Source organism: Methylobacterium sp. A49B (assembly GCF_053346215.1).
In genome coordinates, this window is sequence record NZ_JBKFBO010000074.1 from 1 (window position 1) to 16,938 (window position 16,938).

The window sequence follows — 16,938 nt, forward strand, 5'->3', positions numbered from 1 at the left end:
GCCCACGTGAAGTGGTTCTGCGCCTACGATGTGGCCGGGCAGCCGCAGGGTCTCGAGCAGGTGCTGTGCCCGGACTTCGAGTGGCTGACCGGTCTTGCCCTGGTCTGCCTGATGGCGGGCTGCCTGGCCGAGGGGACCCCGCTGGGCGGTGCGCTGCTCAGGGCGCTCGATCGCGTGACCGCCCGGATCCGGACCGACACCGAGCTTCTGGTCCGCTGCACGCTGGGCTTCTTCCTGGTGTCCCTCTGGAGCCTGGGCGGCATCATCCTCACGCCGGAACTCAAGACCGACCTGGCCTGGATCCCGTGGCTGCAACTGGCGATGGCAGGCTGCCTGATCTGGCGCCGGACCATGCCGCTCACCGGCCTCGGCATCGTCTTCCTGTTCAGCTTTGCCACCGCGCAGTACGGCCTGTTCCATCTCGCCGACTACCCGATCTTCCTCGGCATCGCCGCCTACCTGATCATCCAGGGCCTCGGGCTGGATCCGTTCGGCCTGCGCCCCCTCGACCTCGTGCGCTACGCCGCCGCCGTGACCCTGATGTGGGCCTCCATCGAGAAGTGGGCCTACCCGCAGTGGACCGATCCGCTGCTGGCCGCCAAGCCGCAGATGACCATGGGCGCGACGCCCGCGCTGTTCATGCAGGCCGCCGGCGTCATCGAGTTCACCCTGGCCTTCGCGTTGATCTGGACGCCCCTCGTCCGGCGCAGCGCCGCGATCATCCTGGCGGCGATCTTCGTCTCGGCGATCTTTGAGTTCGGCAAGGTCGACGCCATCGGCCATTCCGGCATCATCGTGGTCCTCCTGGCCATCGCGGCCGACGATGCAACGGCAACCGTGCGGGCCCGGCAGGCGCTGATGGCGCCGGCCTGGTACGGGGCGGCGCTGGCGGCCTTCCTGTTCCTCTACTACGTGGGCCACGCCGCCCTGTTCGGCGGCCTCGGCGAGATGCCGATCATCTGATCGGCGCCGCCCGCGCCGGACCCGACCTCATCGCGCCGCACCCAGCGGCGCGAACACGTCGATGAGCCCATTGATCAGGATCTGCGTGCCGACGCAGAGCAGCAGGAAGGCGAACAGGCGGCCTGTGACGCGGGCCCTGGCCGGCCCGATGAGCGCCACCACCCGGTCGGCCGATGCGTAGAGGAGGGCGACGGCGGCGGCCACCACCAGGGCGGCCAGGGTGACGCCGAGGTAGAAGCCGAGCCGCTCCGCGTAGGCCGCGGGCCGGTTCGCGCCGAGGGTGATGGCGACCGCGATCGTGCCCGGCCCGGTGGTGAATGGCAGGGTCAGGGGGAAAAAAGCGATCTCGGCGAGGGGGCCCGGCGCCGGGTCGCCCTGCGGCTCGGTCGGAGCCGCAGCCCGGCTCGTCGACCCCGAGGCCTCAGCCTGCTTGCGCGCCTCCCGCGCCTCCGGCCGGTTGAGCTGGGTCCAGGCCGAGGACATCACCACGAGGCCACCGGCGATACGCAGCGCCCCGAGGCTCACGCCGAAGAAGTTGAGGATCGGCGTGCCGGCCCACAGGGCGCCGAGCATCACCAGCGCGGCGTAGACGCCGATCCGGCGGGACAGCAGCACGCGGTCGGCGTGGCTGTAGGCACTTGTCACCTGCGCGAAGATGAAGGCGCCGCCGATCGGGTTCACGATCGAGATCAGGCCCGAGAGGGCGAGCAGGAACTGCTGGGCGGTGAAATCGATGCTCATCGGAATCGGTCCCGGTTGTGGACCGTCTAGACGACCGAAGCCTTCCGAGACATGGCGCGGACGTCACACTCAGCCCGGGGAGGGCGCCGGTACCAGCACGCGCGCGGGCGCGAGGCGGCGCGCCCGCCGCACCTGCTGGACCGCGACCGGCCGGTAGAGCTGCTTCGTCGCGTCGACCACGTGCAGACCCGCGAAGGGCAGGGACAGGCTGGTGCCCACCCATTCCCAGGCCGGGCCGGTGCGCAGCATCAGGCGCGAGCGCACGGGCGGCATGTAGAGCGTCTCCGACCAGCTCACGGGGGAGAACAGGGTGTCGCGCATCAGCTGCCCGAGCTGCGAGCGGCTGTAGGGCTGGCCGTGGCCGAAGGGCGTGGCCTCGCGGCGCGCCCAGACCCCCCGCCGATTCGGCACCACCAGGATCATCCGGCCGCCCGGCGTCAGCGTCCGCCACACCTCCTGAAGCAGTTCGGTCGGGCTCTCCACGGATTCGAGGGCGTGGACCAGGATGACCCGGTCGATTGCGGCCTCGGGCAGGGGCATCATCGTCGGATCGGCCAGCGCCGCGCAGGAGCGGCCGGAGCTCGGCCAGTTCACCACCCCCTGGGTCGCCGGCATGAAGGCCAGCGTCCGCTCGGCGATGCAGTGGATCGGGCCCAGATACGGGGTGGCGTAGCCGATCCCGAGCACGCGCAGGCCCGACACCGAGCCCAGGAACTCGTGCAGCGCGCGGCCGACCACGCGATGCGTCGTGCGGCCCAGGGGGCTGGCGTAGAAGGCCCGCAAGCCATTGACGTCGAGACGCATGAAAGGACAGGACACCGGGGCCGGAACGTTCACCGTACTCAATGGTGAGCCGGACGGCCCGGGGCAAGCGGCGAAGGAACCCGGCCACACCGCCGCCCGTTCACCGCGGCAGCTTTCGCGCGGAACGGAGGATCTTCATCCGATGGCGGCCGAGACCGAGATCCGCACCTTCCTCTGTCGCAGCGATAATATCGGCGTCCTGATCCGCGATCCCGCCACCGGTGCCTGCGCGGCGATCGACGTGCCGGAGGCCGGGCCGGTCCTGACAGCGCTGGACGAGACCGGTTGGCGGCTCACCGACATCCTCGTCACCCACCGGCACGGCGACCACGTCGAAGGCATCCCGGCGGTCAAACAGGCCACCGGCGCGCGGGTCGTCGCACCCGCCAGGGCCGGCGACGCGGTCCCGCAGGTGGACGTCACGGTGCGCGAGGGCGACACGGTGCAGGTAGGCGATCTGGAAGCGCAGGTCTGGGAGACGCCGGGCCACTGCGCCGACCACGTCACCTACTGGTTCGCGCAGGCCGGGATCGTCTGTGCCGGCGACACGCTGTTCACGCTGGGCTGCGGCCGCGTGATGGAGAGCCCGCCAGAAACCCTCTACCGGTCGCTGCGGCGCTTCGACGAGCTGCCCGACGCAGCCCAGGTGTTCAGCGGCCACGACTACGTACTCTCCAACGCGCGCTTCGCCCTCGCGGCGGATCCGGAAAACCCGGATCTCAAGGCGCGTTTCGCGGAGGCCGAGCGGGCGAAGGCGGAAGGCCGTTTCCTCATTCCGTCGACCATGGGGGCGGAGCGGGCGACCAACCCGTTCCTGCGCAGCGCGCTGCCCGCCCTGGCCAAATCCGTCGGCATGCCGCCAGAAAGTGACCCCGAAATCGTCTTCGTCGCTCTAAGGTCGTGGAAGAACCGCTTCTGATGCAGGTGATAACGAGAAAAATTTGTTGCCTTCTCAAGGCAAACTGACACATAGGGATGTTTAAGCGGTCCTAATCCGCTCAGGTAACCGGGCTCCCGGGGGGAAGCCGCAACGTCAACGCGAAGCGCCGGGACGCTTCAGCCGGTATGATGGGGGTCCGTCTCGCCCTACCACCTGTCCACTTCCCGCCTTCCTCTTCCGTTTCTCAAGCCAGAGTCTGCCGGGTCCAAGGAAGAGTCGCTCGCCGCCAAGGCCAAGCTTCCTGGAACCGACGACGCCGAGACCGGCCCGATCCGCGACGCCGGCGATGCCGGCACGCAGCGGCCCCGCACCCCTGTGGCGGCGGATGTCAGGTTGCTCGGCATCGCCACCGAGCATCTCTCACGCCTTGGGCCCAAGCGTGTGACGGTCGTGGCCGTTGCTGCCGAAGCCGGCATGACGCACGCCAATGTCTACCGTTACTTCCCGTCGAAAGACGCGCTTCTCGACGCGGTGGCGGGCCGATGGCTCCGCGAAGTCGAGGCCCGGCTCGCCGGGATCGCCGACGCCCCGGATCCGGCCGACGACAAGATCGAGCGGCTGCTGACGGCCCTGGCGACGGTCCAGCGCGACGCGCTGTTCGACGAGCCGAACCTGTTCGCGGTGCATCTCGACGCCACCGTGGCGGCCCGTCCGATCGCCCGCCGGCACCGGGTGCGCCTGCGCAGCCTCGTCGAGCGCGTGGTCGAAGAGGGGATCACCTCGGGGATCTTCTCGGCGCGGGACCGCGAGCGGGCGATCGCCTACATCTTCGACGCGAGCTACCGGTTCACGCATCCGCTGGCGATTCAGCACGATGCGGAGGTGCCGCGCGATCTGATCGAAGCCCGGTTCGGCGCCGTGATCCACGCGATCCAACGGGTTTTGCGCTCCGGCGTGCTCTGACTCGTCGCCAAGCCGCTGTCTCTGTGAAGGCCCGGACCTTGCGTCCGGGCCTTCTGCGTTTCCGGCCAGTCGATCGACAGGTCGGCGCGGGAGACCACAAAATGACAGCTTTTCATATCTGTCATCCAAGCTTTGCGGCACGCCATCGGCTGGGTGCAGTGCACCTAAAACCTTCGCCACGTTGACGTTTCCATATGCGGGCCGGCGGTTGTCCGGCCGCCCCGGTCTAAAGGACGAGGGGCCTCGACGCCCGGCATCGGGTTGAAGCGGCGGTGCTTTTCGGCCACACAGCCGCGCAGATTTCAGAGCGGCGAAGCCGGGTCCGCAACAGGCTGACGAGCAGCCCCGGCATCGCCCGACGCAGCATCGACCTCGACACGCAGCGGAGACGAATCCGACATGGCGCGCAACAAGATCGCCCTCATCGGTGCCGGCCAGATCGGTGGCACCCTGGCTCTTCTGGCAGGCCTCAAGGATCTCGGGGACGTGGTGCTGTTCGACATCGTCGACGGCGTGCCGCAGGGCAAGGCACTGGACATCGCCGAGGCCGCCCCGGTCGAGGGCTTCGACGCGACCTATGCGGGTGCCAGCGACTACGCCGCCATCAAGGGCGCCGACGTGGTGATCGTCACCGCCGGCGTGCCGCGCAAGCCCGGCATGAGCCGCGACGACCTGATCGGGATCAACCTCAAGGTCATGCAGGCGGTGGGCGAGGGCATCAAGACCTACGCGCCGGACGCCTTCGTGATCTGCATCACTAACCCGCTCGACGCGATGGTGTGGGCGCTGCAGAAGTTCTCCGGCCTGCCCACCAACAAGATCGTCGGCATGGCCGGCGTTCTCGACTCGGCCCGCTTCCGCCACTTCCTCGCGGAGGAGTTCAAGGTCTCGGTGGAGGACGTCACGGCCTTCGTGCTCGGTGGCCACGGCGACGACATGGTCCCGCTGACCCGCTACTCCACGGTCGCGGGCGTGCCGCTGACCGACCTCGTCAAGCTCGGCTGGACCACCCAGGAGAAGCTCGACGCCATGGTCGACCGCACCCGCAAGGGCGGTGGCGAGATCGTCAACCTGCTCAAGACCGGCTCGGCCTTCTACGCGCCCGCGGCCTCCGCCATCGCCATGGCGGAGAGCTACCTGCGCGACAAGAAGCGGGTCCTGCCCTGCGCCGCCTACCTCGACGGCCAGTACGGGGTGAAGGGCATGTTCATCGGCGTGCCGATCGTGATCGGCGCCAACGGCGTGGAGCGCGTGCTGGAAGTGACCTTCGACGCCGCCGAGAAGGCGATGTTCGAGAAGTCGGTCGCCTCGGTGACGGGCCTGATCGAGGCCTGCAAGGGCGTCGACAGCAACCTCGCCTGACCGGTAAGCGGAGACCGGGCAGCGCGTAGCGTTCGGAGATTCGAATCCCAATCGCTCGATTTCTCTACGCGCCGCCCGCTGCCACCTATTCGCTCCTCCCTACGAGGCTCCGATGAATATCCATGAATATCAGGCCAAGGCCGTGCTGAAGGAGTTCGGTCTGCCCGTCTCCCGCGGCGTGGCCATCTTCAACCCGTCGGAGGCCGAGGCCGCCGCCAAGGAGCTCGGCGGCCCGGTCTGGGTCGTGAAGAGCCAGATCCACGCGGGCGGCCGCGGGAAGGGCACCTTCAAGGGCGCACCTGAGGGTGCCAAGGGCGGCGTGCGCGTCACCAAGTCGATCGACGAGGTGAAGCAATATGCCAGCGAGATGCTCGGCCAGACGCTGGTGACGATCCAGACCGGCCCGGCCGGCAAGCAGGTCAACCGCCTCTACATCGAGGAAGGCGCGCAGATCGCCGAAGAGTTCTACCTCTCGATGCTGGTCGACCGCGCCACCGGCGGCGTCGCCTTCGTGGTCTCCACCGAGGGCGGCATGGACATCGAGGCGGTCGCCCACGACACGCCCGAGAAGATCCACACGATCGCGGTCGACCCGGCCACGGGCGTGATGCCCCATCACGGCCGCGCCGTCGCCAAGGCGCTGGGCCTGTCGGGCGCCCAGGCCAAGGAAGCGGCCGCGCTGACCGAGAAGCTCTATGCGGCCTTCGTGGCCAAGGACATGAGCCTGCTGGAGATCAACCCGCTGGTGCTGACCGCCGACGGGCACCTCAAGTGCCTCGACGCCAAGATGGCCTTCGATTCGAACGCCCTCTACCGGCACGCGGACATCATGGCGCTCCGCGACGAGACCGAGGAGGACGCCAAGGAGATCGAGGCGTCCAAGTACGACCTCGCCTACATCGCGCTCGACGGCACGATCGGCTGCATGGTCAACGGCGCCGGCCTCGCCATGGCGACGCTCGACATCATCAAGCTCTACGGCGAGGAGCCGGCGAACTTCCTCGATGTCGGCGGCGGCGCCTCCGAGGAGAAGGTCACGGCGGCGTTCAAGATCATCACCGCCGACCCGAACGTGAAGGGGATCCTCGTCAACATCTTCGGCGGGATCATGAAGTGCGACGTGATCGCCAACGGCGTGATCGCCGCCGTGAAGGCGGTGGGCCTGCAGGTGCCGCTGGTGGTGCGCCTGGAGGGCACCAACGTCGAGCAGGGCAAGGCCATCATCCGCAACTCGGGCCTCAACGTCATCCCGGCGGACGACCTCGACGACGCCGCCCAGAAGATCGTCGCCGCCGTGAAGGGAGCCTGATCATGTCGGTGATGATCGACGCCAACACCAAGGTCATCTGCCAGGGCTTCACCGGCAAGAACGGGACCTTCCACTCCGAGCAGGCCATCGCGTACGGCACCAAGATGGTCGGCGGCACGTCGCCCGGTAAGGGCGGCTCAAGCCATCTCGGCCTGCCGGTGTTCGACACGGTGGCCGAGGCCCGCGAGGCCACGGGCGCCGAGGCCTCGGTGGTCTACGTGCCGCCGCCGGGCGCGGCGGATGCGATCTGCGAGGCGATCGCCGCCGAGGTGCCGCTGATCGTCTGCATCACGGAGGGCATTCCGGTGCTCGACATGGTTCGGGTGAAGCGGGCGCTCACCGGCTCGAAGTCGCGCCTCGTCGGGCCGAATTGCCCGGGCATCGTCACGGCCGGCGAGTCGAAGATCGGCATCATGCCGGCCAACATCTTCCGGCCCGGCTCCGTCGGCATCGTGTCCCGCTCGGGCACGCTGACCTACGAGGCGGTGTTCCAGACCTCCAATGCCGGCCTCGGCCAGACGACCGCGGTCGGCATCGGCGGCGATCCGGTGAAGGGTACCGAATTCATCGACGTGCTGGAGCTGTTCCTCGCCGACCCGAAGACCGAGTCGATCGTGATGATCGGCGAGATCGGCGGATCGGCCGAGGAAGAGGCGGCGCAGTTCCTGAAGGACGAGGCCAAGCGCGGGCGCAAGAAGCCGATGGTCGGGTTCATCGCCGGCCGCACGGCGCCTCCGGGCCGCCGCATGGGCCATGCCGGCGCGATCATCTCGGGCGGCAAGGGCGGCGCCGAGGACAAGATCGCCGCCATGGAGGCCGCGGGCATCCGCGTGTCGCCGTCGCCGGCCCGGCTGGGCTCCACGCTCGTCGAGGTTTTGAAGGGCTGAGGCCCCGCGCGCCTGCGTTGCGGCCATCGCAGGGCCGCAACCCCCATATCGGGCGTGCAGACGATTTCAGCGGGGCGGTCACCCGCCCCGTTTCGGTTTGAGGGCGCTCCGCCGCGCTGACGGAGATCCCGAAGGGCAGGGCTCCTGCCCGCGCGACAGGATGGACGCACCATGGCACGCCAGGACGTGAACGAAGCGCTCCTCGAAACCTCGTTCCTCTACGGCGCCAACGCCGCCTACATCGAGGACTTGCAGGCGGCCTACGCCCGCAACCCGTCCTCCGTGGATCCGGAATGGCAGACCTTCTTCAAGGGTCTCGGCGAGGACGAGACCCTGGTCGAGAAGAACGCCGCCGGCGCCTCCTGGGAGCGGCCGAACTGGCCGGTGCCGCTGAACGGCGAATTGGTCTCGGCGCTCGATGGCAACTGGGGCGCGCTGGAGAAGGCGATCGGCGACAAGATCGTCGCGCGCGAGGCCAAGGAGGCCAAGCCCGGAAAGCCGCAGGACAGCGTCACGGCCACCACCGGCGTCTCGGTGGAACAGGCGACGAAGGATTCGGTGCGGGCGATCATGCTGATCCGCTCCTACCGCATGCGCGGCCACCTGCACGCCAAGCTCGACCCGCTGGGCCTCGCCCCGCGTGGCGACCACGAGGAGTTGCACCCGCAGCATTACGGCTTCCAGGAAAGCGACTGGGACCGCCCGATCTTCCTCGACAACGTGCTCGGCCTCCAGTTCGGCACGATCCGCGAGATCGTCGACATCCTAGAGCGGACCTACTGCCAGACGCTCGGCGTCGAGTTCATGCACATCTCCGACCCCGCCGAGAAGGCGTGGATCCAAGAGCGCATCGAGGGCAAGGACAAGGAGATTTCCTTCACCCCCGAGGGCCGCCGGGCGATCCTCAACAAGCTGATCGAGGCCGAGGGCTTCGAGAAATTCCTGGACCTCAAGTACACCGGCACCAAGCGCTTCGGTCTCGACGGCGGCGAGTCGATGATCCCGGCGCTGGAGCAGATCATCAAGCGCGGCGGCGCGCTCGGCGTCCGCGAGATCGTGCTCGGCATGGCCCATCGCGGCCGGCTCAACGTGCTCACCAACGTGATGGCCAAGCCCTTCCGGGCGGTGTTCCACGAGTTCAAGGGCGGCTCGGCCTCCCCGGCCGAGGTCGAGGGCTCGGGCGACGTGAAGTACCATCTGGGCGCGTCCTCGGATCGCGCCTTCGACGGCAACAACGTCCACCTGTCGCTCACCGCCAACCCGTCGCACCTCGAGATCGTCGATCCGGTGGTGCTCGGGAAGGTCCGCGCCAAGCAGGACCAGTGGGCCAAGCCCAACATCGAGCGCCGCACGGTGCTGCCGCTCCTGATCCACGGCGACGCCGCCTTCGCGGGCCAGGGCGTGGTGGCGGAGTGCTTCGGCCTGTCGGGCCTGAAGGGTCACCGCACCGGCGGCTCCATCCACTTCATCATCAACAACCAGATCGGCTTCACCACCGATCCGCGCTTCTCGCGCTCCTCGCCCTACCCGTCCGACGTCGCCAAGATGGTCGAGGCGCCGATCTTCCACTGCAACGGCGACGATCCCGAGGCCGTCACCTTCGCCGCGAAGGTCGCGGTCGAGTACCGGCAGAAGTTCGGCAAGCCGGTCGTGATCGACATGCTGTGCTACCGCCGCTTCGGCCACAACGAGGGCGACGAGCCGGCCTTCACCCAGCCGAAGATGTACCAGCGGATCCGCAAGCACCCGTCGGTGCTGGAGACTTACGGCCGCAAGCTCGTCGAGAACGGCTCCGTGACCCAGGAGGCGCTCGACGCCCGAAAGGCCGAGTTCCGCGGGATGCTCGACAGCGAGCTCGACGTCGCCAACAATTACAAGGCGAACAAGGCCGACTGGCTCGACGGGCGCTGGTCCGGCGTGAAGGCCGTGCACGAGGACGTGGACGATCCGCGCCGCGGCCGTACCGCCGTCTCGGCGGAGACCCTCCAGGAGATCGGCCGCAGGATCACGCAGGTGCCCCCGGGCTTCCACCTGCACCGGACGATCCAGCGCTTCATGGACAACCGCGCCAAAGCGGTGGAAACCGGGGCGGGCATCGACTGGGCGACCGCCGAGGCGCTGGCCTTCGGGGCGACCCTCCTCGACGGCAACCGGGTCCGGCTCTCGGGCCAGGACGTCGAGCGCGGCACCTTCTCGCAGCGCCACGCCCTGGTGATCGATCAGGAGAACGAGCAGCGCTACACGCCGCTCAACTCCATCCGCGAGGGGCAGGCGTCCATCGAGATCATCAACTCGATGCTCTCCGAGGAGGCGGTGCTCGGCTTCGAGTACGGCTACTCGCTGGCCGAGCCGAACGCCCTGGTCCTGTGGGAGGCGCAGTTCGGCGACTTCGCCAACGGCGCCCAGGTGGTGATCGACCAGTTCATCGCGTCCGGCGAGCGCAAGTGGCTGCGCATGTCCGGCCTCGTGCTGCTGCTGCCGCACGGCTACGAGGGGCAGGGGCCCGAACACTCCTCCGCCCGCCTGGAGCGCTACCTCCAGGCCTGCGCCGAGGACAACATGCAGGTCGCCAACGTCACGACGCCGGCGAACTACTTCCACATCCTGCGCCGCCAGCTGAAGCGGGACTTCCGCAAGCCGCTGGTGCTGATGACGCCGAAGTCGCTGCTGCGCCACAAGCGCGCCGTCTCGAACCTCGACGCGCTCGCCGAGGGCTCGACCTTCCATCGCGTGCTCTGGGACGACGCCGAGGAGGAGGGCGCGCAGAACAAGCTGGTGCGCGACGACAAGATCCGCCGCGTCGTGCTGTGCTCCGGCAAGGTCTACTACGACCTGCTGGAGGAGCGGGAGAAGCGCGGCCTCAACGACATCTACCTGATGCGCGTCGAGCAGCTCTACCCGTTCCCGCTGAAGGCGCTGGCCAACGAGATGGCGCGCTTCCGCAACGCCGACGTGATCTGGTGCCAGGAGGAACCCAAGAACATGGGCTCCTGGTCCTTCGTCGAGCCCTACCTCGAATGGGTGCTCGGCCAGGCCGGCTCCGCGGTGAAGCGCGCCCGCTACGTCGGCCGTCCGGCCTCCGCCTCCACGGCGGTCGGCCAGATGTCGAAGCACCAGGCGCAGCTCCAGGCCTTCCTCAACGAGGCCCTGGCGGTCTGATTTCTTGGGACTTGGCGGCGGCCTGCTCCGGCCGCCGCCTCTCACTCCTGGCCGTCCGGCACGGCCGAACCGATCCGGAAGTGCAAGACCTATGGCAACCGACATCCTCGTCCCGACGCTCGGCGAATCCGTGAGCGAGGCCACCATCGGCCGCTGGTTCAAGAAGCCGGGCGACACGGTCGCGGCCGACGAGCCGATCGTCGAACTCGAGACCGACAAGGTGACCCTGGAGGTCAACGCTCCGGCGGCGGGTGAGCTCGGCGAGATTCTCGTCAAGGACGGCGAGACCGTGGAGCCCGGCGCGCTCCTCGGCTCGATCGTCGAGGCCGGGGCGGGCGCAGCGCCGGCCAAGAAGGCAGCTCCGAAGGCGGCCGAGTCCAAGACCGAGACCCGCAGCGAGGCCCCGAAGGCCGCTTCCTCCGACAAGGCCGAGGCGCCGGCCCAGGAATCCTCGGCCGGCTACGGAAACCACGGCGACGCGGCCGCCCCAGCAGCGCAGCAGCGCCCGGCGGGCGACAACGGCCCGGCGGTGGCCAAGCTAGCCCGCGAATCCGGCGTCGATCCGTCGGGCGTGAACGGATCGGGCAAGGACGGCCGCGTCACCAAGGGCGACATGCTCGGCGCCATCGCCAAGGGCCCGGCCCCGTCTGCGGCACCCGCCAAGGAGGCCCGTCCGACCCTGCCGCGTGCCCCCTCGGCGCCGGACGATGCCGCGCGCGAGGAGCGCGTGCGCATGACGAAGCTCCGCCAGACCATCGCGCGCCGCCTCAAAGACGCGCAGGACACGGCTGCGATGCTGACGACGTTCAACGACGTCGACATGTCGGCCGTGATGGCGATGCGCAGCCAGTACAAGGACATCTTCGAGAAGAAGCACGGCACGAAGCTCGGCTTCATGGGCTTCTTCACTAAGGCGGTGATCGGCGCCCTCAAGGACGTGCCGGCGGTGAACGCCGAGATCGACGGGCAGGACCTCGTCTACAAGAACTACTACCATATCGGCATCGCGGTCGGCACCGATAAGGGCCTCGTCGTCCCGGTGGTGCGCGACGCCGACGACCTGTCGATCGCCGGCATCGAGAAGAAGATCGCCGGCTTCGGCAAGAAGGCCCGCGACGGCAAGCTCTCCATCGAGGAGATGCAGGGCGGCACCTTCACGATCACCAACGGCGGCATCTACGGCTCGCTGATGTCGACGCCGATCCTCAACGCGCCGCAATCGGGCATCCTCGGCATGCACCGCATCGAGGAGCGCCCGGTGGTCCGCGCCGGCAAGATCGAGGCGCGGCCGATGATGTACCTCGCCCTGTCGTACGACCATCGCATCGTCGACGGTAAGGAGGCCGTGACCTTCCTCGTGCGGGTCAAGGAGGCGCTGGAGGATCCGGCTCGCCTCGTGCTGGACCTCTGAGGCTGTCATGTCGGGCGCTGAGAACAGGGTCGCCATCGTCACCGGCGGCAGCCGCGGCATCGGCCGGGCCGTGGCGCTGCTCCTGGCCGAGCGCGGCTATGCGGTCTGCCTGAGCTACGTGTCGGACGCCGCCGCGGCGCAAGGCATAGTCGACACGATCACCGCCAGGGGCGGCAAGGCGCTGGCCGTGAAGGGCGATGTCGGCAGCGAGGCCGACGTGATTGCCCTGTTCCAGGCCGCCGACGGGCTCGGTCGGCTCACGGCGCTGGTCAACAATGCCGGCGTGGTCGACGTGAAGTCCGACGTCGCCGACATGAGCCTCACCCGCCTGCAGCGGATGATGACCACCAACGTGGTCGGCAGCTTCCTCTGCGCCCGCGAGGCGGTGCGGCGGATGTCCACGAAGCGCGGCGGGACCGGGGGCGCGATCGTGAACCTGTCCTCGGTGGCGGCGCGGCTGGGCGGTCCCGGCCAGTTCGTGGACTACGCCGCCTCGAAGGGCGCGATCGATTCACTGACGATCGGCCTCGCCCGCGAGGTGGCCGCCGAAGGCATCCGCGTCAACGCGGTGGCGCCCGGCATCATCGCCACTGAGATTCACGCCAGCGGCGGTGAGCCTGACCGCGTGGAGCGCCTTGGACCTGGCGTCCCGATCGGCCGGGCGGGCACCGCCGAGGAGGTCGCCGCGCCGATCGTGTGGCTCCTCTCGGAGGAGGCTTCCTACACCACGGGCGCCATCCTCGACGTCGGCGGCGGCCGCTGAGCCTCGACCCGACCTGACATTCCATGCCCGTCAGCGACGCGGCACGACCGAGCGGAAGCGAACCTGCATGTCCTACGATCTCGTCGTCATCGGCACCGGTCCCGGCGGCTACGTCTGCGCGATCCGCGCGGCGCAGCTCGGCCTGCGGACCGCGGTCGTCGAGAAGCGCGCGACGCACGGGGGCACATGCCTCAACGTCGGCTGCATCCCGTCGAAGGCGCTGCTCCACGCCTCCGAGGCATTCGAGGAGGCCAACAAGCACTTCGCCGATCTCGGCATCGATGTCGGCACGCCGAAGCTCGACCTGAAGAAGATGATGGCGTTCAAGGCCGAGGGCGTCGCCGGCAACACCAAGGGCGTCGAGTTCCTGCTGAAGAAGAACAAGGTCGACACCTTCCACGGCACCGGCCGGATCGCCGGGGCGGGCCGCGTCGAGGTCATCGCCGAGGATGGCGGCAACCAGATGCTGGAGACCAAGAGCATCGTCATCGCCACCGGCTCCGACGTGGCACGCCTGCCCGGCGTCACCATCGATGAGAAGATCGTGGTCTCCTCGACCGGCGCCCTCGACCTCGATCGGGTGCCGAAGAAGCTCCTCGTCATCGGCGCCGGGGTGATCGGTCTCGAACTAGGCTCGGTCTGGCGTCGGCTCGGCTCCGAGGTCACGGTGGTCGAGTACCTGGATCGCGTGCTGCCCGGCATGGATGGCGAGGTCGGCAAGCAGTTCCAGCGGATCCTGACCAAGCAAGGCATCGCCTTCAAGCTGTCCACCAAGGTGACGGGCGTCGAGGTCGGCAAGAAGGGTGCGAGCGTCACCGTCGAGCCGGCCGGGGGCGGCGCGGCGGAATCGCTGCAGGCGGACGTGGTCCTCGTCTGCATCGGCCGGGTGCCCTACACGGAAGGGCTCGGCCTCGACACGGTCGGCGTTCAGCGCGACGACAAGGGGCGCATCCAGACGGATTCGCACTACGCCACCAACGTCACCGGCATCTACGCCATCGGCGACGTGATCGCCGGCCCGATGCTCGCCCACAAGGCCGAGGACGAGGGTGTGGCGGTGGCCGAGATGCTGGCCGGCCAGTCCGGCCACGTGAATTACGGCGTGATCCCCAACGTGGTCTACACGTTCCCGGAGGTCGCCTCGGTGGGCAAGACCGAGGAGGAGCTGACGAAGGACGGCGTCGCCTACAACGCCGGCAAGTTCCCCTTCACGGCCAACGGCCGGGCCAAGGCGAACGGCACCACGGACGGCTTCGTGAAGGTGCTGGCGGACGCCCAGACCGACCGGGTGCTCGGCGTGCACATCGTCGGCGCGGATGCCGGCAACCTGATCGCCGAGGTGGCGGTCGCGATGGAGTTCGGCGCCTCGTCGGAGGACATCGCCCGGACCTGTCACGCGCACCCGACGCTCACGGAAGCCGTCAAGGAAGCCGCGCTGGCCGTGAACAAGCGCGCCATCCACGTCTGACCGAAGGGGGGACGCCGGGCGTCCACTCAGTCCGGTGTACCGGGCGTGGATCTCAGACACGCCCTCTCGTGCTAGTGCCGAAGCGCAGCGGAGGCCTCGATGGGGGCCTCCAGATCGCTCCGGGACCCGTGGAGCGTCGCTCGCGAGGCCCGCTTCGCGGTCACGGCAGGCTGAAGCCGTAGGTGGCGCGGGATCAGGCGATCTTGCGCCGGGCGTTCGGCAGGTCGGCGATCCGCAGCAAGGCGCTCGGCGCGGGCGGCGCGGTCAGCGCATTCAGCAGATACGGCCGGCGGAGACCCAACGCGTTGTGCAGGGCGAGGTCGATGTCGCGGGCGTAGAACGGCATTCGCAGCACCGCGTCGACGCCGAAGTAGCGGCCCGCCTGGGCGACCGACTCCAGCTCGGCGGTGGTCAGCAGGGTGATCCGCGTGGCGAGCCCGAGGGGCTGGATCTGGCAGGCGAGTTCAAGCCCGTCGATTCCGTTGAGCTTCACGTCGATGAAGGCGAAGTCGTAGGACGCGAGCTTCAGCTGCTTCAGGGCATGGCGCCCATCATCGGTCTCGTCGAGTTCGATCGCGAAGCCGCTCCGGGCCACCACGCGGCTGATCGCCGAGCGGCCGGCCGGGGTCGAGCAGGCGAGGAGCGCCCGTGTCGGCGCCCGGCGTCGGACATCGGCGTGCAGGAGTTGCTCGATATGACTCGGGTCGAGGGGCGTCTTCAGGACCTCGTAGGCCCCGAGACTGGTGGCGATCTCCTGCCAGTGCGGCATGACGCGGGTCGCCACCAAGACCAGGCAAGGCGGCTCGGCCCCGGCCCGGCGGGCGACTGCCACGGCCTCGGGTCCGCTGAGATCCTCGAGCTGCAGCCCGACGAAGGCGAGGGTGGGGCGGTGCTGGAGCAGGATGTCGCACAGGGCTTGGCCGGAGGTTGCCTCGTCGATGACGGCCTGCGGATCGAAGCGCTGCACCACCGTTCGCAGAGAGTCGCGTCGACCCGCATCGCAATCCGCGATCACGACACGCGCCGACCTCCTCCTGTCTTCGAGCCCCATGGCGTCCGTCCGAGCCGATCCGTTCCCTGACGCTGACAGTGGACTTAGATCGTGACGAAGATCTTAAAAAAATCGGCTGTTCACTCAGACTTGAGGTTATCAGCCCTAAATCCCCTACACTCGGAATCAATAACTGCTGCTCAAACCGGATGAATTAGCGGCTAAACCGCGGGTGGGCGGACGCGTAGGCACTCATCAGCCGGGCGGCGTCGACGTGGGTGTAAAGCTGCGTGGTCGACAACGAGGCGTGCCCCAGAAGTTCCTGGATGGCTCGCAATTCTCCCTGGCGGGCGAGCAGATGCGTCGCGAACGAGTGGCGCAGGGCGTGTGGCGTGGCGCTGTCGGGCAGGCCGAGGGCGCCGCGAGCCCGGGCGACGGTGTACTGGATGATCCGCGGCGAGAGGGGCCCGCCCCGGGCTCCGACGAAGAGCGGGCCGTCCGGCGGCAGCGGCAGCGGACAGGCGGCCACGTAATCGGCGACCGCCCGCGCCACCACCGGCAGGATCGGCACCATGCGCTGCTTGCCACCCTTGCCGAGCACCGTGACCTGATCGCTGCCGGGCAGGGGCGCGTCGCGACGGGCAAGGCCGAGGGCCTCCGAGATGCGCAGGCCTGCCCCGTAGAGGAGCGCCAGCACCGCGGCGTCCCGGGCGAGCACCCAGGGCTCGCGCTCCTCGCCGGCCCGAATGCCCGTATCGGTGAGTGCAACGGCGGCCTGCACGGGCAGGGGGCGGGGCAGGCGCCGCGGGACCTTGGGCGAGCGCACGCCGCCCAGCGCCGAGACGGTGCCGTGGCCCTCCCGTTCCAGGTAGCGCGCGAAGGAGCGCAATCCGGCGAGCATGCGCATCAGCGAGCGGCCGGACACCTCGTCGGCCCGGCGCGCGGCCATGAAGGCGCGGATGTCGCGAACCTTCAGGGCGACGAGCATCGGGATCGTGGGCGTGCCCTGACGCGACGCCAGATGGCGGAGGAACTGGCGCAGGTCGCGCCCGTAGGCTTCTACGGTGTTGGGCGACATCCGCCGCTCACGCGCGAGCCCCTCCGTCCAGGCCCGGACGAGTTCGCGCAGGCGCGGGTCGCCCGGAATCAGCATCAGGTCGTCGGTCGTGAGGGACGCGGTCATGCGTTCAATCGATCGAATGAGTCTTGCCGCGCCCTTAATGCACACGACGGCTCG

14 protein-coding genes are annotated in these 16,938 nt (G+C 68.9%); 10 read left to right on the plus strand and 4 right to left on the minus strand.

Annotated features, from left to right (window positions below):
* Positions 1-963, plus strand: a 963-nt coding sequence (locus tag ACLBX9_RS08995; RefSeq protein ID WP_447718681.1) for a hypothetical protein, incomplete at its 5' end; no start/stop codon positions are given.
* Between the two features lie 27 nt (positions 964-990).
* Here ACLBX9_RS08995 and ACLBX9_RS09000 read toward each other — a convergent pair.
* Together ACLBX9_RS09000 and ACLBX9_RS09005 are read right to left on the minus strand one after the other, a co-directional pair.
* Positions 991-1,704: a MarC family protein gene (locus tag ACLBX9_RS09000; protein ID WP_010685280.1), complete on the minus strand. Its 714-nt coding sequence runs from the start codon at positions 1,702-1,704 to the stop codon at positions 991-993.
* A 69-nt stretch (positions 1,705-1,773) separates the two neighbouring features.
* On the minus strand, positions 1,774-2,508 hold the full coding sequence (locus tag ACLBX9_RS09005; RefSeq protein WP_447718682.1) for a class I SAM-dependent methyltransferase: 735 nt from the start codon (positions 2,506-2,508) through the stop codon (positions 1,774-1,776).
* A 142-nt stretch (positions 2,509-2,650) separates the two neighbouring features.
* On the opposite strand from ACLBX9_RS09005, the gene gloB reads away from it, so the two are divergent.
* From gloB to lpdA, 9 genes are all read left to right on the plus strand, one after another.
* The gene (gene gloB, locus ACLBX9_RS09010; protein WP_447718683.1) at positions 2,651-3,427 is read left to right on the plus strand and encodes a hydroxyacylglutathione hydrolase; all 777 of its coding nucleotides are present in this window, start codon (positions 2,651-2,653) and stop codon (positions 3,425-3,427) included.
* Positions 3,428-3,838: 411 nt separating this feature from the next.
* Positions 3,839-4,351: a TetR/AcrR family transcriptional regulator gene (locus ACLBX9_RS09015; RefSeq protein WP_244625695.1), complete on the plus strand. Its 513-nt coding sequence runs from the start codon at positions 3,839-3,841 to the stop codon at positions 4,349-4,351.
* 399 nt (positions 4,352-4,750) lie between these two features.
* Entirely contained in the window at positions 4,751-5,713 is a 963-nt protein-coding gene (mdh, locus tag ACLBX9_RS09020) for a malate dehydrogenase (protein WP_010685284.1), read from the plus strand.
* A 112-nt stretch (positions 5,714-5,825) separates the two neighbouring features.
* Positions 5,826-7,022, plus strand: coding sequence for an ADP-forming succinate--CoA ligase subunit beta (gene sucC / locus ACLBX9_RS09025; protein ID WP_447718684.1), 1,197 nt, complete (start codon positions 5,826-5,828; stop codon positions 7,020-7,022).
* A gap of 2 nt (positions 7,023-7,024) precedes the next feature.
* Entirely contained in the window at positions 7,025-7,909 is an 885-nt protein-coding gene (sucD, locus tag ACLBX9_RS09030) for a succinate--CoA ligase subunit alpha (protein WP_012317924.1), read from the plus strand.
* Between the two features lie 171 nt (positions 7,910-8,080).
* Positions 8,081-11,068, plus strand: coding sequence for a 2-oxoglutarate dehydrogenase E1 component (locus tag ACLBX9_RS09035; RefSeq protein ID WP_010685287.1), 2,988 nt, complete (start codon positions 8,081-8,083; stop codon positions 11,066-11,068).
* A 91-nt stretch (positions 11,069-11,159) separates the two neighbouring features.
* On the plus strand, positions 11,160-12,479 hold the full coding sequence (odhB, locus tag ACLBX9_RS09040) for a 2-oxoglutarate dehydrogenase complex dihydrolipoyllysine-residue succinyltransferase (RefSeq protein ID WP_010685288.1): 1,320 nt from the start codon (positions 11,160-11,162) through the stop codon (positions 12,477-12,479).
* A gap of 7 nt (positions 12,480-12,486) precedes the next feature.
* Positions 12,487-13,242, plus strand: a complete 756-nt coding sequence (locus tag ACLBX9_RS09045; RefSeq protein WP_010685289.1) for an SDR family oxidoreductase — start codon at positions 12,487-12,489, stop codon at positions 13,240-13,242.
* A gap of 67 nt (positions 13,243-13,309) precedes the next feature.
* Positions 13,310-14,710, plus strand: coding sequence for a dihydrolipoyl dehydrogenase (gene lpdA, locus ACLBX9_RS09050; RefSeq protein ID WP_447718685.1), 1,401 nt, complete (start codon positions 13,310-13,312; stop codon positions 14,708-14,710).
* A gap of 193 nt (positions 14,711-14,903) precedes the next feature.
* On the opposite strand, the gene ACLBX9_RS09055 is transcribed toward lpdA, so the two are convergent.
* Entirely contained in the window at positions 14,904-15,761 is an 858-nt protein-coding gene (locus tag ACLBX9_RS09055; protein WP_039893883.1) for a response regulator, read from the minus strand.
* Positions 15,762-15,915: 154 nt separating this feature from the next.
* A complete protein-coding gene (locus ACLBX9_RS09060; RefSeq protein WP_447718686.1) occupies positions 15,916-16,884 on the minus strand; it encodes a tyrosine recombinase XerC in 969 nt (322 codons plus the stop codon).
* Positions 16,885-16,938: the final 54 nt, after the last annotated feature.

Excerpts from the sequence above, each read along its gene's own strand:
- ACLBX9_RS09000 (WP_010685280.1), bottom strand. The coding sequence starts at position 1,704 with ATGAGCATCGATTTCACCGCCCAGCAGTTCCTGCTCGCCCTCTCGGGC.
- ACLBX9_RS09005 (WP_447718682.1), bottom strand. The coding sequence starts at position 2,508 with ATGCGTCTCGACGTCAATGGCTTGCGGGCCTTCTACGCCAGCCCCCTG.
- gloB (WP_447718683.1), top strand. The coding sequence starts at position 2,651 with ATGGCGGCCGAGACCGAGATCCGCACCTTCCTCTGTCGCAGCGATAAT.
- mdh (WP_010685284.1), top strand. The coding sequence starts at position 4,751 with ATGGCGCGCAACAAGATCGCCCTCATCGGTGCCGGCCAGATCGGTGGC.
- sucC (WP_447718684.1), top strand. The coding sequence starts at position 5,826 with ATGAATATCCATGAATATCAGGCCAAGGCCGTGCTGAAGGAGTTCGGT.
- sucD (WP_012317924.1), top strand. The coding sequence starts at position 7,025 with ATGTCGGTGATGATCGACGCCAACACCAAGGTCATCTGCCAGGGCTTC.
- ACLBX9_RS09035 (WP_010685287.1), top strand. The coding sequence starts at position 8,081 with ATGGCACGCCAGGACGTGAACGAAGCGCTCCTCGAAACCTCGTTCCTC.
- odhB (WP_010685288.1), top strand. The coding sequence starts at position 11,160 with ATGGCAACCGACATCCTCGTCCCGACGCTCGGCGAATCCGTGAGCGAG.
- ACLBX9_RS09045 (WP_010685289.1), top strand. The coding sequence starts at position 12,487 with ATGTCGGGCGCTGAGAACAGGGTCGCCATCGTCACCGGCGGCAGCCGC.
- lpdA (WP_447718685.1), top strand. The coding sequence starts at position 13,310 with ATGTCCTACGATCTCGTCGTCATCGGCACCGGTCCCGGCGGCTACGTC.
- ACLBX9_RS09055 (WP_039893883.1), bottom strand. The coding sequence starts at position 15,761 with ATGGGGCTCGAAGACAGGAGGAGGTCGGCGCGTGTCGTGATCGCGGAT.
- ACLBX9_RS09060 (WP_447718686.1), bottom strand. The coding sequence starts at position 16,884 with ATGACCGCGTCCCTCACGACCGACGACCTGATGCTGATTCCGGGCGAC.